Origin of the sequence: Acinetobacter sp. HR7, from assembly GCF_000773685.1 — a bacterium.
GTDB classification, from domain to species: Bacteria; Pseudomonadota; Gammaproteobacteria; order Pseudomonadales; family Moraxellaceae; genus Acinetobacter; species Acinetobacter thermotolerans.
The window spans coordinates 1-22,073 of record NZ_JPQO01000002.1 but is presented as its reverse complement, the minus strand read 5'-3'; the positions used below and the strand labels follow the sequence as shown (position 1 = coordinate 22,073).

19 protein-coding genes are annotated in these 22,073 nt (G+C 44.2%); 10 read left to right on the top strand and 9 right to left on the bottom strand.

Annotated features, from left to right (window positions below):
* Positions 1 to 27 precede the first annotated feature (27 nt).
* The 5 genes from dnaN to GW12_RS15530 all read left to right on the top strand — a co-directional run bounded on the left by dnaN (position 28) and on the right by GW12_RS15530 (position 5,766).
* Positions 28 to 1,176, top strand: coding sequence for a DNA polymerase III subunit beta (gene dnaN / locus GW12_RS15920; protein ID WP_034581839.1), 1,149 nt, complete (start codon positions 28 to 30; stop codon positions 1,174 to 1,176).
* A gap of 23 nt (positions 1,177 to 1,199) precedes the next feature.
* The gene (recF, locus tag GW12_RS00160; protein ID WP_034581838.1) at positions 1,200 to 2,282 is read left to right on the top strand and encodes a DNA replication/repair protein RecF; all 1,083 of its coding nucleotides are present in this window, start codon (positions 1,200 to 1,202) and stop codon (positions 2,280 to 2,282) included.
* A 43-nt stretch (positions 2,283 to 2,325) separates the two neighbouring features.
* Positions 2,326 to 4,794, top strand: a complete 2,469-nt coding sequence (gene gyrB, locus GW12_RS00155; RefSeq protein WP_034581836.1) for a DNA topoisomerase (ATP-hydrolyzing) subunit B — start codon at positions 2,326 to 2,328, stop codon at positions 4,792 to 4,794.
* 190 nt (positions 4,795 to 4,984) lie between these two features.
* Entirely contained in the window at positions 4,985 to 5,332 is a 348-nt protein-coding gene (locus tag GW12_RS00150) for a hypothetical protein (RefSeq protein WP_034581834.1), read from the top strand.
* Between the two features lie 254 nt (positions 5,333 to 5,586).
* A complete protein-coding gene (locus tag GW12_RS15530; protein WP_152598503.1) occupies positions 5,587 to 5,766 on the top strand; it encodes a hypothetical protein in 180 nt (59 codons plus the stop codon).
* Between the two features lie 271 nt (positions 5,767 to 6,037).
* On the opposite strand, the gene GW12_RS00145 is transcribed toward GW12_RS15530, so the two are convergent.
* The gene (locus GW12_RS00145; protein ID WP_034581831.1) at positions 6,038 to 7,201 is read right to left on the bottom strand and encodes a zinc-dependent alcohol dehydrogenase; all 1,164 of its coding nucleotides are present in this window, start codon (positions 7,199 to 7,201) and stop codon (positions 6,038 to 6,040) included.
* A gap of 284 nt (positions 7,202 to 7,485) precedes the next feature.
* Complete coding sequence (gene abc-f, locus GW12_RS00140; RefSeq protein ID WP_034581828.1) at positions 7,486 to 9,426, bottom strand: ribosomal protection-like ABC-F family protein; 1,941 nt, start codon at positions 9,424 to 9,426, stop codon at positions 7,486 to 7,488.
* Positions 9,427 to 9,653: 227 nt separating this feature from the next.
* Here abc-f and GW12_RS00135 point away from each other — a divergent pair, with 227 nt between their 5' ends.
* From GW12_RS00135 to erpA, 4 genes are all read left to right on the top strand, one after another.
* Positions 9,654 to 10,658 carry a putative solute-binding protein gene (locus tag GW12_RS00135; protein WP_034581825.1) on the top strand — a complete coding sequence of 335 codons (1,005 nt, stop codon included), beginning with the start codon at positions 9,654 to 9,656 and terminating at the stop codon, positions 10,656 to 10,658.
* Positions 10,659 to 10,914: 256 nt separating this feature from the next.
* On the top strand, positions 10,915 to 11,925 hold the full coding sequence (locus GW12_RS00130; RefSeq protein ID WP_034581823.1) for a putative solute-binding protein: 1,011 nt from the start codon (positions 10,915 to 10,917) through the stop codon (positions 11,923 to 11,925).
* A 192-nt stretch (positions 11,926 to 12,117) separates the two neighbouring features.
* A complete protein-coding gene (locus GW12_RS00125) occupies positions 12,118 to 13,131 on the top strand; it encodes a putative solute-binding protein (protein WP_034581820.1) in 1,014 nt (337 codons plus the stop codon).
* Between the two features lie 116 nt (positions 13,132 to 13,247).
* The gene (gene erpA, locus GW12_RS00120) at positions 13,248 to 13,583 is read left to right on the top strand and encodes an iron-sulfur cluster insertion protein ErpA (protein ID WP_034581818.1); all 336 of its coding nucleotides are present in this window, start codon (positions 13,248 to 13,250) and stop codon (positions 13,581 to 13,583) included.
* A 77-nt stretch (positions 13,584 to 13,660) separates the two neighbouring features.
* Here erpA and GW12_RS00115 read toward each other — a convergent pair whose 3' ends face one another.
* From GW12_RS00115 to GW12_RS00090, 6 genes are all read right to left on the bottom strand, one after another.
* A complete protein-coding gene (locus GW12_RS00115) occupies positions 13,661 to 14,038 on the bottom strand; it encodes a hypothetical protein (RefSeq protein WP_171077632.1) in 378 nt (125 codons plus the stop codon).
* Between the two features lie 107 nt (positions 14,039 to 14,145).
* Positions 14,146 to 15,057 (bottom strand): matrixin family metalloprotease, encoded by a 912-nt coding sequence (locus GW12_RS00110; protein WP_034581811.1) that lies wholly within the window; start codon positions 15,055 to 15,057, stop codon positions 14,146 to 14,148.
* Positions 15,058 to 15,175: 118 nt separating this feature from the next.
* On the bottom strand, positions 15,176 to 15,571 hold the full coding sequence (locus GW12_RS00105; RefSeq protein ID WP_227504106.1) for a hypothetical protein: 396 nt from the start codon (positions 15,569 to 15,571) through the stop codon (positions 15,176 to 15,178).
* Positions 15,572 to 15,737: 166 nt separating this feature from the next.
* Positions 15,738 to 17,684 (bottom strand): molecular chaperone DnaK, encoded by a 1,947-nt coding sequence (gene dnaK, locus GW12_RS00100; RefSeq protein WP_034581808.1) that lies wholly within the window; start codon positions 17,682 to 17,684, stop codon positions 15,738 to 15,740.
* A 119-nt stretch (positions 17,685 to 17,803) separates the two neighbouring features.
* Positions 17,804 to 18,367, bottom strand: coding sequence for a nucleotide exchange factor GrpE (gene grpE / locus GW12_RS00095; RefSeq protein WP_034581805.1), 564 nt, complete (start codon positions 18,365 to 18,367; stop codon positions 17,804 to 17,806).
* Between the two features lie 1,078 nt (positions 18,368 to 19,445).
* The gene (locus GW12_RS00090) at positions 19,446 to 19,955 is read right to left on the bottom strand and encodes a hypothetical protein (RefSeq protein WP_034581802.1); all 510 of its coding nucleotides are present in this window, start codon (positions 19,953 to 19,955) and stop codon (positions 19,446 to 19,448) included.
* A 207-nt stretch (positions 19,956 to 20,162) separates the two neighbouring features.
* Here GW12_RS00090 and GW12_RS00085 point away from each other — a divergent pair, with 207 nt between their 5' ends.
* Complete coding sequence (locus GW12_RS00085) at positions 20,163 to 21,230, top strand: alpha/beta hydrolase (protein ID WP_034581799.1); 1,068 nt, start codon at positions 20,163 to 20,165, stop codon at positions 21,228 to 21,230.
* Between the two features lie 54 nt (positions 21,231 to 21,284).
* Here GW12_RS00085 and GW12_RS00080 read toward each other — a convergent pair whose 3' ends face one another.
* Positions 21,285 to 21,950 (bottom strand): acetoacetate decarboxylase family protein, encoded by a 666-nt coding sequence (locus tag GW12_RS00080; RefSeq protein WP_171077634.1) that lies wholly within the window; start codon positions 21,948 to 21,950, stop codon positions 21,285 to 21,287.
* Positions 21,951 to 22,073 lie beyond the last annotated feature (123 nt).

The window sequence follows — 22,073 nt, the reverse complement described above, 5'->3', positions numbered from 1 at the left end:
AATCTTCAGTTTTCAGAGGAATGTACCGTGCGTTTAAAAATCGCGAAAGAGAGCTTACTGAATGTTCTATCACATGTCGTAGGAGCGGTTGAACGTCGCCATACCTTAAACATTCTATCTAACCTGAAAATTCAAGTGACAACTCAAGCATTAACGGTCACCGGTTCCGATTTGGAAGTTGAGCTGGTAGCCAGTACACCTTTGAATGAAGGTGCGTGCCTGCAAGCGGGTGAAACCACTGTACCAGCGCGTAAGCTGATTGATATTTGTAAATCTCTGCCTTCTGCAGCATTGATTGACCTGCAAATCACTGAAGACCAGCGCTGTATTCTAAAGTCAGGTAACAGCCGTTTTGTGCTAGGGACTTTGCCAGCTGAAGATTATCCATTATTGTCGACTGAAAACAGCCAGGGCACACAAGTAACAGTCACTCAGCGTGAACTGAAACGCCTGTTTGAAAAGACAGCTTTCGCGATGGCAGTGCAGGATGTACGTTTCTACCTGACAGGGACTTTATTAGAAATTGATGCGAACCAATTGCGTGCCGTGACCACTGACGGTCACCGTCTGGCGCTTTGTGAAACAGCTGCACAATCGACTGCAACTCAGCCGATTCAGGCGATTGTTCCACGTAAAGCCGTGGGTGAATTACAGCGTCTGCTCAGTGTTGAAGATGACCAGTTATCTCTGCTTATTGGCCGTGAATTCCTGAATGTGACAATTACCGTACCAAGCCGTGACAAAGAGCAGGGCGATACTACGGTTCGTTTCACCACTAAGCTGATTGACGGTAAATTCCCTGATTATCGCCGTGTAATTCCGCGTGGTGGAGACAAGCATGTACGCATCGCGCATGATGTGTTCAAGCAATCGCTGCAACGTGTAGCGATCCTGAGTAATGAAAAGCTGCGTGGCGTATTCCTGAACTTTAATGCGGATTCTTTGCAACTTCGTGCGAATAACCCAGAGCAGGATGAAGCGATTGAAGATTTAGCGATCCAGTATTCTGATGCGCCAATGGAAATGTCATTCAATGCGCAGTATTTGCTGGATGTACTGTCTGTACTGGACGGTGAAGATGTATCGATGAGCATGACTGAAGCGAACCAGTCAGTATTGGTACAGGATCCTGCACATCCTGAACAGGTTTATGTTGTGATGCCAATGCGTGTCTAAGCAGCGGCATACAGGCGCTTTCTATGCATATCACGCGTTTACATATTGAACGTGTACGAAACTTGAAAACGGTTGCACTCCATGGATTGCAACCGTTTAATGTTTTCTATGGACAGAATGGTTCAGGCAAGACTTCAGTCTTAGAGGCAATTCATTTGCTGGCAACCGGCCGTTCCTTCCGTACTCATATTCCAAAAAATTACATCCAAAATGGTGCATCGGACGCCATCGTATTTGCTCAATCCGAGACTGAAAAAGTTGGTATGCAGAAGCTTGCTAGTGGTGAGCAGGTCATTAAGGTCAATGGTGATCTGGTCGCGACGCAGGGGCAATTAGCCAAGATACTCCCTCTGCAACTGATTGACCCACAAAGTACCGATATTATCGATCATGGAGCCAAACCACGCCGACAGTTACTGGACTGGTTGATGTTCCACGTGGAACCAGAATTTTATCATGCCTGGCAATATTATTCGCGTGCGCTGAAACAGCGGAACAGTCTGCTTAAATCCAAACGTTATTTGACTCTGTCCGAGCTGGAACCGTGGAACCAGATGTTGAGCCAATATGGCGAAATTCTACATTCACAGCGCATGGGTATCGTGGAACAGTGGCAACCATTTTTTGCTGAAGATTTAAAGTATTTACTGCCAGATTTGGACATTAGCTTGGAATACAGTCCGGGGTTTCATAGTGACACAGGCCTCTTAAATGACCTGACCAATCATCATGAGCGAGACTGTGAGCGGCGTTATACCGAGTATGGTCCACACCGTGCCGATCTGCGCCTGAAAACCCTTTTAGGGGATGCTGATGTAATCCTGTCACGCGGTCAGAAAAAGCTGTTGCTGACCGCATTAAAACTGTCGCAAATTGCAATGCTACATTCTTGTAATAAGGAAACTGTGGTATTATTAGATGATCTGACAGCAGAATTAGATTTAACCGCACAACAACGTTTAATTGAGCGATTGAGCCAACTTGGTAGTCAAGTTTTTATTACCACTTTAGACCACGAATCAGTACAAAAGCACTTACATGATTTGTCTATCTCATATCAGTTATTCAATGTTGAAAACGGTACTGTTCAAGTTGTCGTGCAATAATTTTCCATCTTTGGATAGACCTATTTTTCACTAGGGAGAAACCATGAGTTCAGAAGATCAAGCTGCTTCTCAACCAGAACAAACCATTGAAAAGGCTTATGATTCCTCTAGCATCAAGGTATTACGTGGTTTAGACGCAGTGCGTAAGCGTCCGGGCATGTACATTGGTGATACAGATGACGGTACCGGCTTACACCACATGGTTTTCGAAGTGGTCGATAACTCGATTGACGAGGCGCTGGCAGGTCACTGTGATGAAATTATCGTGACTATCCATGAAGATGAATCTGTTTCTGTTTCAGATAATGGCCGTGGTATTCCAACCGATATCCATCCTGAGGAAGGGGTATCTGCGGCAGAAGTGATCCTGACCATTCTGCATGCCGGTGGTAAATTTGATGACAACAGTTATAAGGTTTCAGGTGGTCTGCATGGCGTAGGTGTTTCTGTTGTAAACGCGCTATCAGAAAAACTTGAACTGACCATTCACCGTGCTGGTCATATTCACCAGCAGGAATACCGTCATGGCGATCCACAGTATCCGTTAAAAGTGATCGGTGATACCGACCGTACTGGTACCCGTGTACGTTTTTGGCCAAGTGCGGAAACTTTTAGCCAGACGATTTTCAATGTCGATATTCTGGCGCGTCGTTTACGTGAACTGTCTTTCCTGAATGCTGGTGTTCGTATTGTATTGCGTGATGAGCGTATCAATGCCGAATATGTGTATGACTACGAAGGTGGTCTGTCTGAGTTTGTAAAATATATCAATCAAGGCAAGACCCATTTGAATGACATTTTCCATTTCACTACACAGGCTGAAAATGGTATTGGTGTCGAAGTGGCATTGCAGTGGAATGATTCTTATCAGGAAAATGTACGCTGCTTTACCAATAACATTCCGCAAAAAGATGGTGGTACGCATTTAGCTGGTTTCCGTGCTGCATTGACCCGTGGTTTGAACAATTACATGGAAAGCGAAAACCTGCTCAAGAAAGAGAAGGTGAGCGTTTCTGGTGATGATGCCCGTGAAGGTCTGACCGCGATCGTATCTGTAAAAGTACCGGATCCGAAGTTCTCTTCACAGACCAAAGAAAAACTGGTGTCGAGTGAAGTGAAGCCTGCAGTTGAGCAAGCCATGAACAAGGCTTTCGCGGAATATTTGCTGGAAAATCCACAAGCGGCAAAATCAATTGCTGGCAAAATCATTGATGCAGCACGTGCCCGTGATGCGGCGCGTAAAGCACGTGAAATGACCCGTCGTAAGAGTGCACTGGATATCGCAGGTCTTCCAGGCAAGCTGGCAGACTGTCAGGAAAAAGATCCAGCATTGTCTGAACTGTACCTGGTCGAAGGTGACTCTGCGGGCGGTTCTGCAAAACAGGGCCGTAACCGTAAGATGCAGGCGATTCTGCCACTGAAAGGTAAGATTCTAAACGTGGAACGCGCACGCTTCGACAAGATGATTTCATCTGCCGAAGTTGGTACGTTAATTACTGCACTTGGCTGTGGTATTGGTCGTGAAGAATATAATCCGGACAAGCTGCGTTATCACAAAATCATCATCATGACCGATGCCGACGTGGACGGTTCGCACATCCGTACGCTGTTACTGACCTTCTTCTTCCGTCAAATGCCGGAGCTGGTGGAGCGTGGTCATATCTATATCGCTCAGCCGCCATTGTACAAGCTGAAAAAAGGCAAACAGGAACAGTACATCAAGGATAATGATGCACTGGAAACTTTCCTGATTTCCAATGCGATTGATGAGTTGGAACTGCATGTCAGTGCCGATGCGCCAGCGATTCGTGGTGAAGCACTGGCCAATGTGATTGCGGATTACCAGACTTCACAAAAGAGCCTGCACCGTTTAACACTACGTTATCCTGCAACCCTGCTGGATGGCTTGTTAGCGATTGAAGCCTTCAAGCTGGATCAGGCGACTGATCTGGACTATGTAGAAAACTGGGCTATGCAGCTGCGTCAGCATATTGAGGACAAACAACCAAGCCTGCGTCCTGAGCTGAGCATTGAAACCTTCGAGAAAGAAGAAGCGGACGGCACTAAGAGCACTACATATATGCCGCGTATCACGATTTACGTGCATAACCTACCACATGCTTATCTGCTTGATGCTGGCCTGCTGGGTTCAAGTGAATATGCACGTTTGCTGAAGAACTCGAAGAGCTGGTTTACTCTGCTTGAAGAAGGTGCTTATCTGCAAAAAGGCGAGCGTAAAATCCTGGTCAATAGCTTCCATGACGTATGGCAAAACATCCTGCAAGACTCACGTCGCGGCATGATGATCCAGCGTTATAAAGGTCTGGGTGAGATGAACGCCGACCAGTTGTGGGAAACCACCATGGACCCTGAAAACCGTAACATGTTGCAGGTCACTGTACAGGATGCAATCGAAGCGGATCGTATGTTCTCTTGCCTGATGGGTGATGATGTGGAACCACGTCGTGCCTTCATTGAAGAAAATGCCTTGAATGCGGATATTGATGCATAACTGATACATAACCTATTTAAAAAAGCACCTTTCGGGGTGCTTTTTTTGTACAAATTTTATGCTAATGTCATATGAACTATTTAGCATAATTCTAAATCAGCACAGGATTTTGGGTGTCTGATCAGTTGAGTTTAAACTCAGGAAATCTGCCTGCAGTGCAGGGCCAAACCGACCTAAAAGAGGTTTATCCATGGACAGCCAACTTGAAGAAATACGTGAGATTTGGGCCAATGCCTTCTATCGTGGCGACTATGATGTGCTGCGCCATTATGAGCATGAAGACTTTAAGGTGGTGTTTGAACAGGAAGGCCGTGTGGAAAGTAGTTATTTGCGTTATGACCGGATTGCCCATGCAGTTGAGAATGGGGTGTGGAAACCGCATAAACCTGAAGTGGAATACGAAGAATTTGAATACAATGAAGACCAGACCGAATGTCGTATCCTGATTGAGATAGAAGGCAACAAGCAGCGTATTCAGGAAATCTGGCGTTTGGGTGATGAATGGAAGATTGTCGAACTGAGATTTCTCAAATCCTGATCATTCAAAGGCTTAATAAATGGAAGCTGAATAATTAAAATAATATGTGAATAGTAAGGTTTGTGTATTCGTTTGAATCCTGATCAATAGTGTGGATAACTACAAAGTTATCCATATTTATTTATGTGAATAAGATAATATTTATCCACAACCTCTTCGGTAGCTAAGTTTTTTGTACTTTCTAAATTCAAATTTAATTTTCTGTATTGTGGATAAGTATTTTTAAATTTAAAATACTATTTTGAATTTAAAAGATGCGCTGGAGTTCTATTTCTGCTGCGATTAGGAAATTGCCAGCAACAGTCAGTTTTTCACCATTTACTGGGTGTTTTACAGAAGAAACAAAAGAAATATTTATAAAAACAGTGACTTATATTGCTATTGTAGTTTTATTAAATAATCTGCGTGGAACATATTTAAGCTTGAAAAATTAATATGTAGCCAAACTACATAATTTATTTAATAATCAAGTGAACTTTCATTTTTATTCTAAAATCATGGAATTCGTGTTTTTTTACTTTTGATTTCTATTTTTTACTCACTGATTCATTTCTTGATTTCATTCCCAATGTGAAGATTTAGAGGGTTGAGAGGGATAGAGAGCAGGGGATTTAATTTTTTTTCTTCTAATAAACAGTAAAAATGATTTATGAAATGATCTAAATAAAAAAAGCGCCTAACGGCGCTTTTTTGTTTAAAAATCATTTAGGGAGTCAAAATCACCTTGCGGCAATCTTCTTCACGCTTATCAAAAATCCGGTAGCCTTCGGCAGCATCAGACAGGTTCATACGGTGGGTAATGATCACTTCAGGAGAAAGGTTGCCATTTTCCACATGTTCCAGCAATTCTGGCAGGAATTTGTGTACATGGGTTTGGCCCATTTTAAAAGTCAGGCCTTTATCAAAGGCATCGCCAAACAGGAAGCCATGGATCGGACCGGCATAGACACCTGGTACGCTAACGACACCACCTCGGCGTACCGCTGCGATACATTGACGCAGGGCATAACCGCTGGAACCCTCAATTTTCAGGTTGGTCATCACCGTTTCCAGCATACTGCCTTTGGCTTCGAAACCAATCGCATCAATCACCGCATCCACACCGCGATGTCCAGGAGTATGTTCAATAATGTATTCTGCGGCATCAACTTTATCAAAATTCACCGGAATCACACCATAGGTCTGATAGGCAAAACGCAGACGGTAAGGGTGATGATCAACCATAAAAATCTGTTCAGCACCAAGCATACGTGCACAGGCAGCTGACAATAAACCCACTGGGCCGGCTCCATAAATGGCGACAGTTGAGCCACGAGTGACCTGAGCATTGGTTACCGCTTGCCAGGCAGTCGGCAGGATATCGGTCAGGAACAGTACTTTTTCATCGGGTAGAGAACCTGGCACCTTAAATGGACCGATATTGCCTTTGGGAACACGCACATATTCAGCCTGGCCACCTGGCACGCCGCCATAAAGATGGCTATAGCCGAATAGGGCAGCACCCGGCGGAATCTGTTTTTTGTTGATAATAGCGCCACGTCCGGTGTTGGTATTTTCACAAGCAGCGGTGAGCTGATGTTCGCAGAAGAAGCAGTGACCGCAGGCAATCACAAAGGGAATAATTACCCGGTCGCCTTTTTTTACTTCTGTGACGGCCGGCCCGACTTCTTCAACAATACCCATGAATTCATGACCAAAAATATCACCTTCCTCAGTAGCGGGAATTTTGCCACGATATAGGTGTAGATCTGAGCCACAGATGGCCGTGGCGGTCACGCGTAAAATAACATCATCTGCTTCCTGAATTACGGGATCGGGAACAGTTTCAACTCGTACATCTCGGGCACCATGATAGGTTAGAGCACGCATGTGGATTTCCTCTCTAGTTCACCATTTACACAGACTCGTCAAAGGCTGCTGAAAAATAAAAATGCCCTTTTATTAGAGCCGCAGCCCGCTGCATAGCGCTGTAAATTAATGTATGAAATAAGGAACCCAACTGTTTAAAAAATAAACTTATATAAGCGTTACGTAATTAAGGATGATGTATCTGTTGAACCCGCTATTTAAAAAAAGAGAAAAACGGAGAAGTAAAAAAAAAAGATCAGTGGCGAAAACCACTGATCTCTATAGATTCAAACTTATATGAAGTATTAGCTGTTCTGGAAAGACTGTTCCATTTCTTCCAATTGCATCATCAGTTCTAGCATCTGTTCTTCTGCGGCTTCCAGCTTGGCTTTTAGTTCAGTCTGCTCATTCATGAGTTTCAATAACTCATCCTTACGTGAAGCATCATATAGGGAACTGTCAGCGAGCAGTTCTTCAATTTCTGCCAGCCGTGGTTGCAGCTTTTCAATCTGACTTTCACATTTTTCAATGTTTTTGCGGATTGGACGGGTCTGCTCACGCTGACGCGCAGCTTCCTTACGTTGCGCTTCCTTATCCACTTTCGCTGGTGCAGGTTTGGTTTCCACTTGTGGTTTGGCTGTTTCTACAGTTTTCTGGATACTTTTAAATAACTCAGCACGCGCCTGACGCAGCCAGTCAGCATAAGCAGCCAAATCACCATCAAATTCAGTACATTTGCCGTTATGAACTAGTAAAAGTTCATCACAAACACTGGAAATCAGCTGACGTTCGTGCGACACCAGCACCACTGCACCTTCAAAGTCTTGCAGTGCCATAGTCAAGGCATGACGCATATCCAAGTCCAAGTGGTTGGTTGGTTCGTCTAGAATCAGAACATTTGGACGCTGCCATACAATCAGTGCCAGTGCCAGTCGGGCACGTTCACCACCGGAGAAACTTTCACTTGGTGTATCCATGCGCTCGCCGCTAAAGCCGAAACTGCCCAAGAATGAACGTAAAGTGGCTTCACTAATTTTCGGATCAGCAATCCGGCTCAGTTGCAACATCGGGCTGGCATTGCCATCCAAGGCATCCATCTGATGCTGGGCGAAATAACCGATATTCAGCAGTTCTGATTCTTTACGCACACCATTCAGCAGTGGCAAATCTCGGACCAGAGATTTAATTAACGTGGATTTACCCGCACCATTCATCCCCAGCAGACCAATACGGCTGTTTGGGGTGATTTGCAGGGTGACATTCTTCACAATGGCCTTGTCCCCATAACCAACATCTGCATGTTCAAGTCGCAGCAGTGGTGAACTCATTTTGGTCGGTTCACGGAAGCTGAAGGTAAATGGGGTATCGACATGTGCGACTGAGAGTTCCTGCATGCGTTCCAGTTGCTTGATCCGGCTTTGTGCCTGTTTAGCCTTGGTCGCTTTGGCTTTAAAGCGGTCAATGAATTTTTGCAGATGGGCACGGACTTCTAGCTGTTTTTCATAAGCCTGTTGCTGTTGCGCCAGACGTTCACTGCGAGTGCGTTCAAAAGTCGAATAGTTGCCGGTATATAGGGTCAGTTCCTGATTCTCGATATGCAGGATATGGTCGGTAATGGCATCAAGGAAATCACGGTCATGTGAAATCAGCACCAGTGTGCCTTCATAGGCTTTGAGCCAGTCCTCCAGCCACAGGATGGCATCCAAGTCCAAGTGGTTGGTCGGTTCATCTAGCAGCAATAGATCAGAACGACTCATTAGGGTACGGGCCAGATTCAGGCGCATCCGCCAGCCACCAGAAAAGCTCGCGACATCCAACTCATTCTGGTGTTCCATAAAGCCGAGGCCAGCCATCAGTTGAGCAGCTTTAGACGGAGCAGCATAACCGGAAATTTCATCAAAACGGCCATACAGGCGTGCCAGTTCTGTATCCTCGAGTTGTTCCGGATGCTCAAGTTTATGCTGAATATCCCAGTATTCCTCATCACCAGACAGTACAAAATCAATCGCTTTCATGTTTAGCGCTTTGATTTCCTGTGCCATATGTGCCACGGTCCAGACGGCTGGCCGGGTCAGCGTACCGCTATCGGATTCTATGCCACCCAACAGCGCTGCGAATAATGTAGATTTACCGGCACCATTGACACCGGTCAGGCCAATCTTCCATCCCGGATGCAATTGCATGGTGGCTTTCTGAAAAAGGATGCGTCCACCGCGACGTATGGTTAACTGGTCTAACTGAATCATGGAAACTACTGAGATCTGACAAATGAGAATGGCGCTATTCTAAAGGAATCAGCCGAAAAATAGAAAAATCTTGCACGAGAATTCCTGCGAATCTGCACTTCATCAGGTTATGTGATTTATCTGCAGTAATTTGTGTTTAAATAGAAATGACTTCAAGGACTTACCAAGCTTATTTGTAAAAATAAGCACAAGATTAAGAATGAAAAAAATAAATTGGGTAAAGCAAAATGAAAAAAGGAACTTTATTCTGCGCTGCATTGACCATGCTGGCGTCCAGCTTGAGTCAGGCCAAAGTCGATATTTGTGTGTTTGATCTGCTGGGAAAATCTGGGGAATCTTATAAGTTGCTGGAAGAATGGCAGCTGGCCAGCAAGCAGTGGGGCACTGATGTTCAACTGATCGCCTATCAGGATGAAGCCAAGGTCGATCAGGATTTTAAGGCGGGTAAATGTGACGGGCTGTTTATGACTTCAATGCGCGCCCGTGCCTACAATAAATTTGCCGGTTCAGTGGATGCCATAGGCGGGGTGCCGAATAATGATATTGCCCAGAAAGCGATTAGTTATGTGCTGCATCCACGTAATGCCAAACGCCTGGTGACTGAAATCGGCAAAGATAAATATGAAGTGGCTGGAATTGTACAAATTGGTACTGCTTACATTTTTGTACGCGACCGCGCCATGAACAAGCTGGAACATGCGAAAAACAAGAAATTTGCCATTCTGCATTATGATCTTGCCCAGAAAATTATGGTGGATCGTATTGAAGCGGTACCGGTGATGTCTGAAATTTCCAATTTTATCCGCCGTTTTAATCAGGGTGAGGTGGATATCGTGGCATCGCCTGCCTATGCCTTTAAACCGCTGGAAATCTATAAAGGACTCGGAAGTAAAGGGGCTATGATCAAGTTTCCGGTGGTGAATGTCACTGCCGACCTGATTATTCGGCCGAATAAATTCCCGGCTAAATTTGCCGAGCAGTCACGTAGCTGGTTTGTGAAACAATTGCCGAAAACCATTGCTAATGTAAAACGCATGGAAGCTGAAATTCCAGCCAAATATCTGATGCATCTGAATAAGGATGACTATAAGGATTATCAGAGTATTTTACGTGATGGCCGCATTGATCTGACCAATCAGGGTATCTATGATCCTGAAATGATGCGGGTATTAAAACGCGCACGTTGTACCGTAGAACGAACCAATTTCGAGTGTTCTTTAGGTGGGGAATAAGCCGAGTTGTATTGCTTTGTAATTTCCATTTAAAAAAATGTAAGTTTTTTACTCAGTAGATATATCCTTAAAAAATTGATAAATAAATACTTTTTAAAGGTGTGGATGTGAATAAGGGACATATTTTGGTAATAAGGGCCAACTGATCTGATTCAATTTGAGTAAAAGCTCTATTTTTTTTAAATAAACTTGCTAATATTTGTCACACAAGTATGGAAACTCCATCGAAAAACAAGAGATTGCAAGGATTATTACAATGAAAAAAACACTTCTCAGCTTGGCCGCATTTTCTGCTTTGGGTTTTGCCAGCACCGCACAGGCACAAAAGGTCGATGTCTGTGTTTTTGACCTGCTGGGCAAATCCGGTGAGTCGTATCAAATGGCGCAGGAATGGGCTCTGGCGGCAAAATCCTGGGGCGCAGAGGTCAATCTGATTGCCCGCCAGGATGAAGCAGTAGCGGATAATGACTTCAAAGCCGGTAAATGTGACGGCGTGTTTATGACCGCGATGCGTGCACGTCAGTACAACAAGTTTGCCGGTTCAATTGATGCTCTCGGTGGTGCTCCAAGCAATGCGATTGCCCAGCGTGCGATTACTTTTGCCCTAGACAAACGTAATGCGAACAAAATGGTATCTACGCTCGGTGGCAAGAAATATGAAGTCGCAGGCATTTCACCACTCGGTTCAGCCTATATTTTTGTTCGTGACAAAAACATCAATTCCATTGAAAAAGCAGCGGGTAAGAAGTTCGCAGTATTGGGTTATGACGATGCCCAGAAAATCATGGTGCAGCGCGTAGGTGCGCAAGCGGTGATTTCGGACGTGTCTAACTTCGTGGCGAAGTTTAACAATGGCCAGGTCGATATGGTTGGTGCACCAGCCTATGCTTACAAGCCGCTGGAAATCTATAAAGGCTTGGGTAGCAATGGTGCCATGTTTAACTTCCCGGTGCTGTATGTGACTTCAGACTTTGTGATCCGTCCTGAAAGTTTCCCGGCTGGTTTTGGCCAGAAATCGCGTGACTGGTTTGTGAAGAACCTGCCAAAAGCCATCAGCATGATTAACCGTCTGGAGGCAGGGATTCCGGGTAAATACCGTCTGAATCTAGATGCTGAAGACAAGCTGAAGTATCAGAAGATGCTACGTGACGGTCGTATGGATATGACCAAGCGCGGGATCTACGATGCTTCGATGATGAGCGTCCTGAAACGTGCCCGCTGTTCGGTCGACAAGGCAAACTTTGAGTGTTCGCTATCTGGTGAATAACTTGATTTTTAAAAGAAAAAAGCCTGGAAAAACTCTAGGCTTTTTTTTCTGTATGTGCAGGCAGTTGAGTCATTGTCTGGATCTGGAAAAGGCTTAGAATAAAATTCAATTCTGCTATCGTCTTTCTCATAAAAACAATGATATGCAGCAATTATGGGAAGAACAAAAACAATGCTTGAAAGGAATAAGGGTATGAAAACTTGGTTAAAGGCACTGGCACTCGGTGCAGGTATTACAGCTGCTTCAGGGGCAGCACAAGCCAAACAGGTCATTTGTGTGTTTGACTTGGTCGGTAAAAATGGTGATGTTTATGCCGTCATGAAGGATTACCAGCTGGCTGCAAAAAACTGGGGTGCCGACATTGAATTACGTGTCAATACCAACGAAGCAGTGGTTGCGGAAGATTTTAAAGCCGGTAAATGTGATGGGATCAGCGTCACCGGAATGCGTGGTCGCCAGTTTAATAACTTCACCGGTTCACTGGATGCGATCGGGGCTATTCCTGACCTGAACCTGGCTGTCAAAGTCATGCAAGGCCTGGCAAGTCCAACTTTTGCCAAGCACATGGTGCAAGGCAAATATGAAGTGGTAGGTGTGATTCCAGTCGGTGATGCATTCCTTTTGGTCAATGACCGTAGCATCAATACGGTAGCCAAAGCAGCCGGTAAGAAAATTGCTGTTCTAGACTATGATGAAGCGCAGAAAATCATGGTACAGCAGGTCGGTGCTCAGGCAGTCAGTGCAGATGTGACTAACTTTGGTGCCAAGTTTAACAATGGTCAGGTGGATATCATTGGCGCACCCGCAGCGGTATTTAAGCCACTGGAACTGCATAAAGGTTTGGGTACCAAAGGTGCCATTGTGAACTATCCGATCCTGCAGGTGACGGGCAATATTATTATCCGTCCAGACAAGTTCCCGGCAGGTTTCGGCCAGAAATCACGGGAATGGGTGAAAGGTGAACTGCCACGTGCCTTTGGTATTCTGGGCAAGATGAAAGCGGATATTCCGAAGAAATACTGGATGGATATTCCTGCTGCAGACAAACCGGGCTATCAGAAGATGATGCGTGAGGCTCGTATCGACCTGACCAAGCGCGGCATTTATGACAAACGCATGATGAAGCTGCTGTGGCAGTTCCGTTGTAAACAGGATCCGAAAAACTTCGAGTGCGCACTGCAGGATGAAAATTATAAGCAATCCTGATAAATTTACTCTGATTAAGCTTTAATTTACAAAGACTGACCATATATTGAGTATGCTATACTTGAAATATGGTCTTTTCTTTTTAAAGATGCCCGAACCGAACAGAGGAATCCATCATGAATGCTCAAGCACTTGTGCTGACTGACAATGCTGCCAATAAAGTACGCCAATTGCGTGAAAGTGAAGGCAATCAAGATCTTATGCTGCGTGTCTATGTGACTGGGGGCGGCTGTTCAGGTTTCTCTTATGGCTTTAATTTTGCAGAAAGCCAGAATGAAGATGATGCAGAATTCGTCAACGGTGACGTGAAGATGCTGGTGGATTCACTGAGCTATCAGTATCTGGTTGGCTCTACCGTGGATTATGTTGAAGGTCTGGAAGGCTCTCGATTCGTGGTGCAAAACCCGAATGCAACCACCACTTGTGGATGTGGTTCTTCCTTCTCGATCTAAGATGGTCTGAGTAACAAGACCATAAACAGAAAAAAGTCCTCATTTGAGGACTTTTTTATTTGCAGGTATTTTTTGCTTTAAGCTTCGAGCTTGATTGCTTCCAGCAGGTCAAAAATCACAGTGGTGACATCCTGGCTGAGCTCCCGGTTATTGAAGATCTCATACGCAGTGATGGTGATATCGGTATCGCTTGGCAGCAGTTTCTGTTCTTCGTCAATTAGGTCATTGATCGGTAACAGGGTCTGTTTCACTTCCAGATGCAGAATATCCTCAAAGGCGATATTTTCATCTTCCAGTTCAATCAGCTGCTCATTGAAATACGGAATCAGGATGGAGTGTAGATAAGGCTGAAGTTCCACAATATCAAAGATTTCAATATCACGAGTTTCATCAATCGTGCTGATATGGTCGTTTACTTCAATCAGGATATGGTAATAACTCATGCCGATCTCCATACGGGGTTCAGGTGGATGTTGAGCCCATCACAATAACATGAAATACGCTGATGTGGACGATTTACAGACAATAAAGTCGTAAAAATTATAGGGGTTTAAAGCTATCTTTACTTGCGTGTATACAGCAAGGTTTTATCTGCCGGGCGCAATTCAAAATTTTTCAGTTTCTGTTGGCCAAGTACCGGATACATCAGCGCTTCCGGGTCATTATGATGCAGTAATCCTAGGGCGTGCCCCAGCTCATGTGCCAGGGTCAGACGCAAATCATCCTTGGCATCAAACTGATAGACATGGATTTCATCGCCCTTGAACACACCTTTATGGAATTCACGTGGCGGGAAACGCTGTTGAGCCAGGGTAATATTGTTCTCATGCTGTTTCACATTGCTCTGATAGCTCGAGACCTGATTGTTGAAAGCCAGCTGCTGCTGTTGCAAATAGTTCGCCTCATGCTGGAACTGCTCCGCGCGTTGTTGAAATGCTTCAAACTGCTGGTGTAGCTGCTGCTGTTCATAAGCCGATAATCCTGGCTGATTACGCTGTTGCAGTAACTGCTGTAATTCTGCTTCTAGCTGGATGCGCTGCTGGGCTAAACGCTGATGTTGCTGATCAATATACTGTTTAGAGCTACTTAGGTTTTCTGCCTGACGTTGATATTGTGCCTCGTCCTGTAGCAGTTTTTGCGTGGTTTGCTTGAGCGCATTGTATTCCTGCTGACGCTGGTCATAGATCAGCTTGATCGCCAGTTTGGCATTTTCATCATAAACCATCAGGTCTTTACGACCGGTGCCATGATGCCAGATCTCGACTGCTTCTTTAGATAGTTGGATCACTTCTTCACGACTGAGATCAAAACCAGGATCCACCTGATCGACCCGAAAGCGCAGGCGGGAATCGAAAGGGTGGGTAAGACGATCGGTCAGGGAATTAAATTTTAGCTGCGGATGAGACTGGGTCTGCAGATGCAGAAAACCTGCCACCAACAGTATGAGTCCCATCAGCAGATAAAGAAGTCGCATAGCGTATTGTTTTAAATATTGTTAGGTTCAATGTAGCGAAAAAACAGGCAAAATCCTAGTCTTGCAAAAATTGGATATAAAAAACCGTGCGTTTGCACGGTTCTATTATTCGTTTCGGCTAGGATTTTTTACCTTTCCACTGTTCAATTTGCTTTGGCATATTGGAATGGTAGATAAAAGCTAGGCCCACACCATTCAGCAGGAAAATGATAAATTCAATGAGATATTTCAGATTGTAGGAATGCTTGGTTTGGTGATTGAAGGCATACAGGGTGATTTCAGACTTAAAGATCTGGAAAACAATATAGCTCAGTAAACCGATCCCCAAAATGATAAAGCCTTTTCCGTAAGGGTAGCGCTGTGGTATGGCTAAAATCAGTAGCATAATCATGGCAATCAGGAAGCCGAGAGAGAAAGGGGCTTCAATCCCCAAGCTCTGCAGGTAATTAAAAGGTGCCAGTACCACATTCGGTGGGATGATCAGCAACAAGTTACCCATCGGGTAGAGCAGCATGATGGCAAGCCCGGAAGCTAAAAGAAAAAGCTTGATAAAATTCTGCATCATTTCTTATTTTTAAGTGATTTATTTCATTATAGTTTAATTAAAAATCCGTCTATTGCCTATGAAGTGAGCAAAAAAAAGACCGCATCAAATGCGGTCTTTTTCTCAAAGTGACAAATTATTTTTTATCATCTTTTACTTCAGTGAACTCGGCATCTACAACGCCGTCGTCCGCTTTTTGTTGTTGACCAGCAGCATCACCCCCTTGGAATGCGTTTGGATCAAAACCTTGCGCACCGCCTTGGCCTTGAGCTGCTTCGTAAGCACGTTGAGTGATCGGCATAATCACGTTTTGCAGTGCTTCAGTTTTCGCTTTGATTGCTTCAACATCATTTTCTTTAGTTGCAGCTTCAAGCTCGCTTACCGCAGTTTCTACGGCAGTTTTTTCGTCAGCAGTCACTTGCTCGCCCAGATCTTTTACTGCTTTGTTTGCAGAAGCGATCAACGCATCAGCTTCGTTACGTGCTTTAGCCAGTTCTTCGAACTTACGGTCTTCTTCAGCATTTGCTTCAGCATCACGGATCATGGCTTCGATTTCAGCATCGCTCAAACCAGAGTTTGCTTTGATCTGGATTGATTGCTCTTTACCAGTGCTCTTGTCTTTTGCAGATACTTTCAGGATACCGTCAGCGTTGATGTCGAAAGATACTTCAATTTGTGGCACACCACGTGGAGCAGGTGGGATGTCACCTAACTGGAAGTTACCCAACAGTTTGTTTTGTTGAGCGATCTTACGTTCACCTTGGTACACTGAAATGTCTACTGCAGGCTGGTTATCCGCAGCTGTAGAGAACACCTGAGATTTTTTCGCAGGGATGGTAGTGTTTTTCTCGATGATTGGAGTCAACACACCGCCCATAGTTTCAATACCCAGAGTCAGCGGAGTTACGTCAAGCAGAAGAACGTCGTTCTTGTCACCAGACAGTACTGCACCTTGGATCGCAGCACCCATTGCCACAGCTTCGTCAGGGTTCACGTCTTTACGTGGCTCTTTACCGAAGAATTCTTGTACTTTTTGTTGTACAAGTGGCATACGAGTCTGACCACCCACCAGGATTACGTCAGAAATATCAGAAGTCGACAGGCCAGCATCTTTCAGCGCAACTTTACATGGCTCTATGGTACGAGCAACCAGGTCAGCTACTAGACCTTCTAGTTTTGCACGAGTCACGTTGATCACTAGGTGTTTAGGACCAGTCGCATCTGCGGTGATGTATGGCAGGTTGATTTCAGTTGCGTTAGAAGAAGAAAGCTCGATTTTCGCTTTTTCTGCTGCTTCTTTCAGACGTTGTAACGCTAGTGGATCGTTTTTCAGGTTAACGTTCTGTTCTTTTTTGAACTCTTCAACCAGGTAATCGATCAGTGCGTTATCGAAATCTTCACCACCCAGGAAGGTGTCACCGTTAGTAGACAGTACTTCGATCTGTTGGTCACCATCAAGGTCAGCAATCTCGATGATAGACACGTCGAAAGTACCACCACCCAGGTCATATACCGCAACTTTACGGTCGCCTTCTTTCTTGTCCATACCGAACGCAAGTGCCGCAGCAGTTGGTTCGTTGATGATACGTTTAACGTCCAGACCGGCAATTTTACCAGCGTCTTTGGTTGCTTGACGTTGCGCATCGTTGAAGTATGCAGGAACGGTTACAACAGCTTCAGTGACTGTTTCGCCTAGGTAGTCTTCTGCAGTTTTCTTCATTTTTTTCAGAACTTCTGCAGAGATTTGTTGTGGAGCCAGTTTTTTGTCGTTGACTTCAACCCAAGCATCACCATTGTCAGCTTTGATGATTTTGAATGGTGCGATACCGATATCTTTTTGTACCGCTTGGTCTTCGTAACGACGGCCGATCAGACGTTTGATCGCGAATAATGTGTTTTTAGGGTTAGTTACCGCTTGGCGTTTTGCTGATTGACCAACAAGAATCTCGCCATCTTTGTATGCAATGATTGATGGAGTTGTACGAGCGCCTTCAGCGTTTTCGATTACTTTTACTTTGTCGCCTTCAAGTACTGCAACACATGAGTTTGTAGTACCTAAGTCAATACCAATGATTTTAGCCATTTGGACGTTTCCTCAAAAATTTTGTTGTGCTTTACACTTGTTATCCGATATGAGAGCCGTTCAATTTTTTTCAAGTAAATTTTTTGAAAAAATTTCACAAACTCCCGAATTTATTAGGCTTAAGCGCCAACCATCACCATTGCAGGGCGAAGTAAACGGCCATTTAAGCTGTAACCTTTTTGCAATACATTGCCAATTTCATTGGCTTTGGCATTGGGATCAATACCAACGGCCTGATGCAGGTCTGCATTGAAACCACTTGCTGTATCCACCGCTACCACACCGAACTTTTCTAAAGTAGTAAGCAGGCCTTTCAGGGTCAGTTCCACACCTTCAGAAAATGGAGTTTTTTCTTCACCTACAGCTGCCAGCGCACGCTCGAGGTTATCCACGGTGTCCAGCAGCTCTTTGGCAAACTTTTCTAGAACAGCTTCTTTGTGTTTTTCAGCTTCACGTTGAATGCGTTCTACACTTTTTTGTGCTTCGTACACCGCATTGGCAGTACGGGCTTTTTCCAGTTTTAGATCCGCTTCAAGTTTTTCGATCTGTGCCTGTAAAGATTCAACGGTAACTTCGGCTTGTTCAGTTTCAGTTTGCTCAGTTTCGGCTTGAGTTTGCGCTGTTTCTGGGTTCGCTTGCTCTTGCTCAAGTTCTTGAGCTTTTTCGTTCTGCTCAGTTGCCATTGATTTACTCCGTTTAAATGGGTTCTTAAACATGTACAGTCCTTGGGCGTCAGAGTTCACTGCGTTACTGCTGAACTGCCATGGTTGTAAAATTCTAAATTACTTAAAGAAGTCGGGGCGGGGTCGCAAAATTCAAGCGCAATTCCATATAAATTTTAAGAATTGCTGAAAAAGTTAGGGCTATTTTTGTTTAGACTTTCATTTATATAGATAAAACAGCAATGTAATAAGGAATAAAAAGCCTGTTTTTCACAATGAAGAGCTATAACGAGTTTAACAGACTGAACAGAAAGAGCTTTTTCTTCTTCTAAAAGCCCTAATTTTAAAAACAATATTTTTATTAAATAGAATGATTTCAATCATATAATGAATAAATCGTATTTTTAGATCAAAACAATAAAATTTATCCGTTTTAAATATTTAAATAAAAGTCGCATCATAGCGTCATCAACAGTGACCTGATTCAGTGGAGAGAGTCGGATTAGGTGACTGTTACAGATTTTTTGCTTTACCCTTCTTGCTGAGTTCCCAAGGCTCAGCTTTTTTTTTTGCCCAAAATTTTATGCTGTTTATTTTTTAGACATAAAAACGATTAATGACTGAGCAATAAAGTATTTCACAAAAAATCGCCAACTGCTTAATATTCACTTCAGATTCTATCGCTGTAGTTTCTTCTTTTTTTGAAATGTGTTTTTCCGGCTTATCCTCTCTAGATAAGCCTTTTTTTTGCCTAAAATTTACTGAAATTTAATATGAATATTTATATTCAATCATTTAGCACTCTTGCTGTAAGCAAAATCCTACACACAGACCTGGCAATCGCGACTTGGTCACAACTTAAAAATTTTCTACTATGAACCTATCGAGAACAGGATGTTCTTAAAACTTGCTGGGAAGCACATAAACGTCAGGATGTACGTTTAAACACAACCCCCTATAAAACCCTTGAGGATAAATACTTCAAGGGTTTTATTCCGTTTATAGCTTTAAAAACTATTTCCTGAAATTTCACCCATAAAAAAAAGCCCGCGGACGGGCTTGGGAAAGTATGGGACAAGTTCATTTCAACTGAACTGCATTATTTATCATTTTTCCGGCGCTGTCCCTCCCAGCGTTTGTTCGGCTGCTTCCGGTTTTGATCTGCTTTGCGGCGCTGTTGTTCGGCAGTCGCGCGACGACGGGCATCAGCCTGCTGTTGGGCACGTTTTTTACGCTCCGCTTCAGCCCGGTTGAGCTGTGTCTGTCTGTTTAGCTGCTGTTTGCGTTGCTGTTCCAGGCGTTGACGTTCCAGCTGGCGTTTCCGGTCTAATTCTGCCTGTTTGCGACGCTGGTTATTCAGTTGGCGACGCTGTTGCTCCAGACGCTGACGTTCCAGTTCGGTACGACGACGTTCTAACTGTAAACGCCGTTGCTGTTCTTCCCAGCGCTGTCGTTCATAACGGTTGTTATAACGAGGGTCACGATCATAGCGGTAATCATAGCCCCGCTGATCATAACGTCCGTCATAATAGCCATCATCAGGGAATGCGACACAACCTACAGCTAGTAAGCTTGTCGCAATGGATACGAAGATCAGTTTTCCAGCCATAGCTCAGCACTCCTTGATTCAGACTTACTCTGCAAAACATGACAGCACCGCAGGGGAAATGGTCAATGACAGCAGGGTTAAAATAAGATTAGCTTATTGATCTCACTCACTTTGTATGCCGACATAGGCACTTATATGTGAATATGGTCAAAATACCGTCTGATCATGTAGAAAGTATGAAGAATTAAGCGAAAAGGGAGTAAAGCGATGGCAGGAAAGCAGCATTTAAAAAAACTGGCAGAGAAAAGCCAAGGTTCTGCAGCACGGTTGCTGGACCGATTACCGAAAATGGTTCAAGAGAGCATCGTCAGAAGTTTGAATTATCCTTATGACTATCCTGAGCTGGACTCATTTGTAAAATGTCTGATGGCGATTCAGCTGAAACAAGGCAGAACAGGACTGGTGGGGGATGATATTCCGCAATCTCGGATTGAATTTGACCATAACATGCGCCTGTTACAAGCTAAACCCACCAAGATCGCTCAGGTGGAGGACATCCATCTACCCTTGCAAAGTGGAATGACACCTGCGCGTCACTACCATCCGGCACCCAAGAAAAAGTTACCCCTAATTATTTTCTATCATGGTGGTGGTTTTCTAATTGGAAGTCTGGATACGCATGATGAGTATTGTCGTCTGCTGGCCAAGCATGCCCATGCGCAGGTATTAAGTGTAGATTATCCACTAGCGCCGGAACATCATCCATCACATATGGTGCAGGTGTGTGAAGATGCCTTGGCCTGGTCACATCAGCATGCCAAACAGTTGGGTATTTTGAAGAAACGTATCGCGGTGGCAGGGGATAGTGCAGGAGGGAATCTGGCAACCGTTGTGGCGCAGCGCAGTCGAGATAAGGTCTATGCGCCACAGGCACAGTTACTGATCTATCCGGCGTTGGACTTCAAGAGCCGTCATCCTTCTTATTATAGTTATAAGGATGGCCTGGTGTTGACAGATGATGATATCCAGCGTGTGACCTATCATTATGCTGAACGCCATCAGGTTGATTTAGAGGATCCTTTGATTTCACCGATCTATGGAAATCTTAAAAATCTGCCGTCAACTTATCTGATTACGGCCAAACATGATGTACTGCATGATGAAGGGAAGATCTATGCCCATCAGCTGCGCCAGCATGGGGTAAAGCTACATTATGATAATTATGAGGAACAGACCCATGGCTTCATTAATCTGACTGTTATTTCCAAACGTGCGAAAAAGCAGGTGATTGAGATGAGTAAGAAGTTTCGCAAGTTTTGGGACAAACACAGTTAATCAGACTTATATAAAGACAAATATTCTTCAGGGTGTTTCACGTGAAACACCTTTTTATTTTTTATCGATTTTGGCTTCAGGCAGGATCAGGCTGAATTGAGAGACATAAAAGCTTTGCAAGTTTTTGGCTTGGGAGAAGTCGGGGAAGATTCCCTGAGTATTTTGCCATTCGACATGCACGAGCTTGGACAAGTAGCCGCGAAACTGCGGACTGAACTGATAATGTCGGGCATTCCAGCTCTGCTGAATCTTCAGCATCGAAGCAGGAATATGGTGACTATTAATATAGAAAAAACGGGTGGATTTGGATTTCTTCAGCCGGATGGTCATGGTTTGGGATTGATAGGTGATATGACACATCACTTCCTGACCCTGCTGTTGCCATTCAAATTGGGCATATTCTTTGGGAATCCCCCATAACTGTTGTCCATGGATCAGCGATTCTTCGGTAGAGACATAGATTTTAGGAATACTAGAAAGACGCCGCTTACTTATTAAGGGATGATCCATAATCAGCAGTTCATCATATGGGCCGACCGGAGATTCTTGATAACGTACCAGCATGACCTGAACTACACGACCCAATGGGGAAGGAGCAATATGAAAGGCAAAATTTTCACGAATGAACTGGGGCGTGATCCAGTAATTCAAAATAAATCCTTCACCCTGAAGCTGCCAAGGTGGAAACTGATGGACACTTTTTTCCTGCACATGCTGCATGTTCATTCTTATTCTCTTGTATTTGGTCGGTTCAGATAATGCATTTATGGGTATCAAAGATTAATATAGCTTGATTCTCAACCATTACTTCTCAGTAGATGAGTTAAAAAATAGACCTCTTGC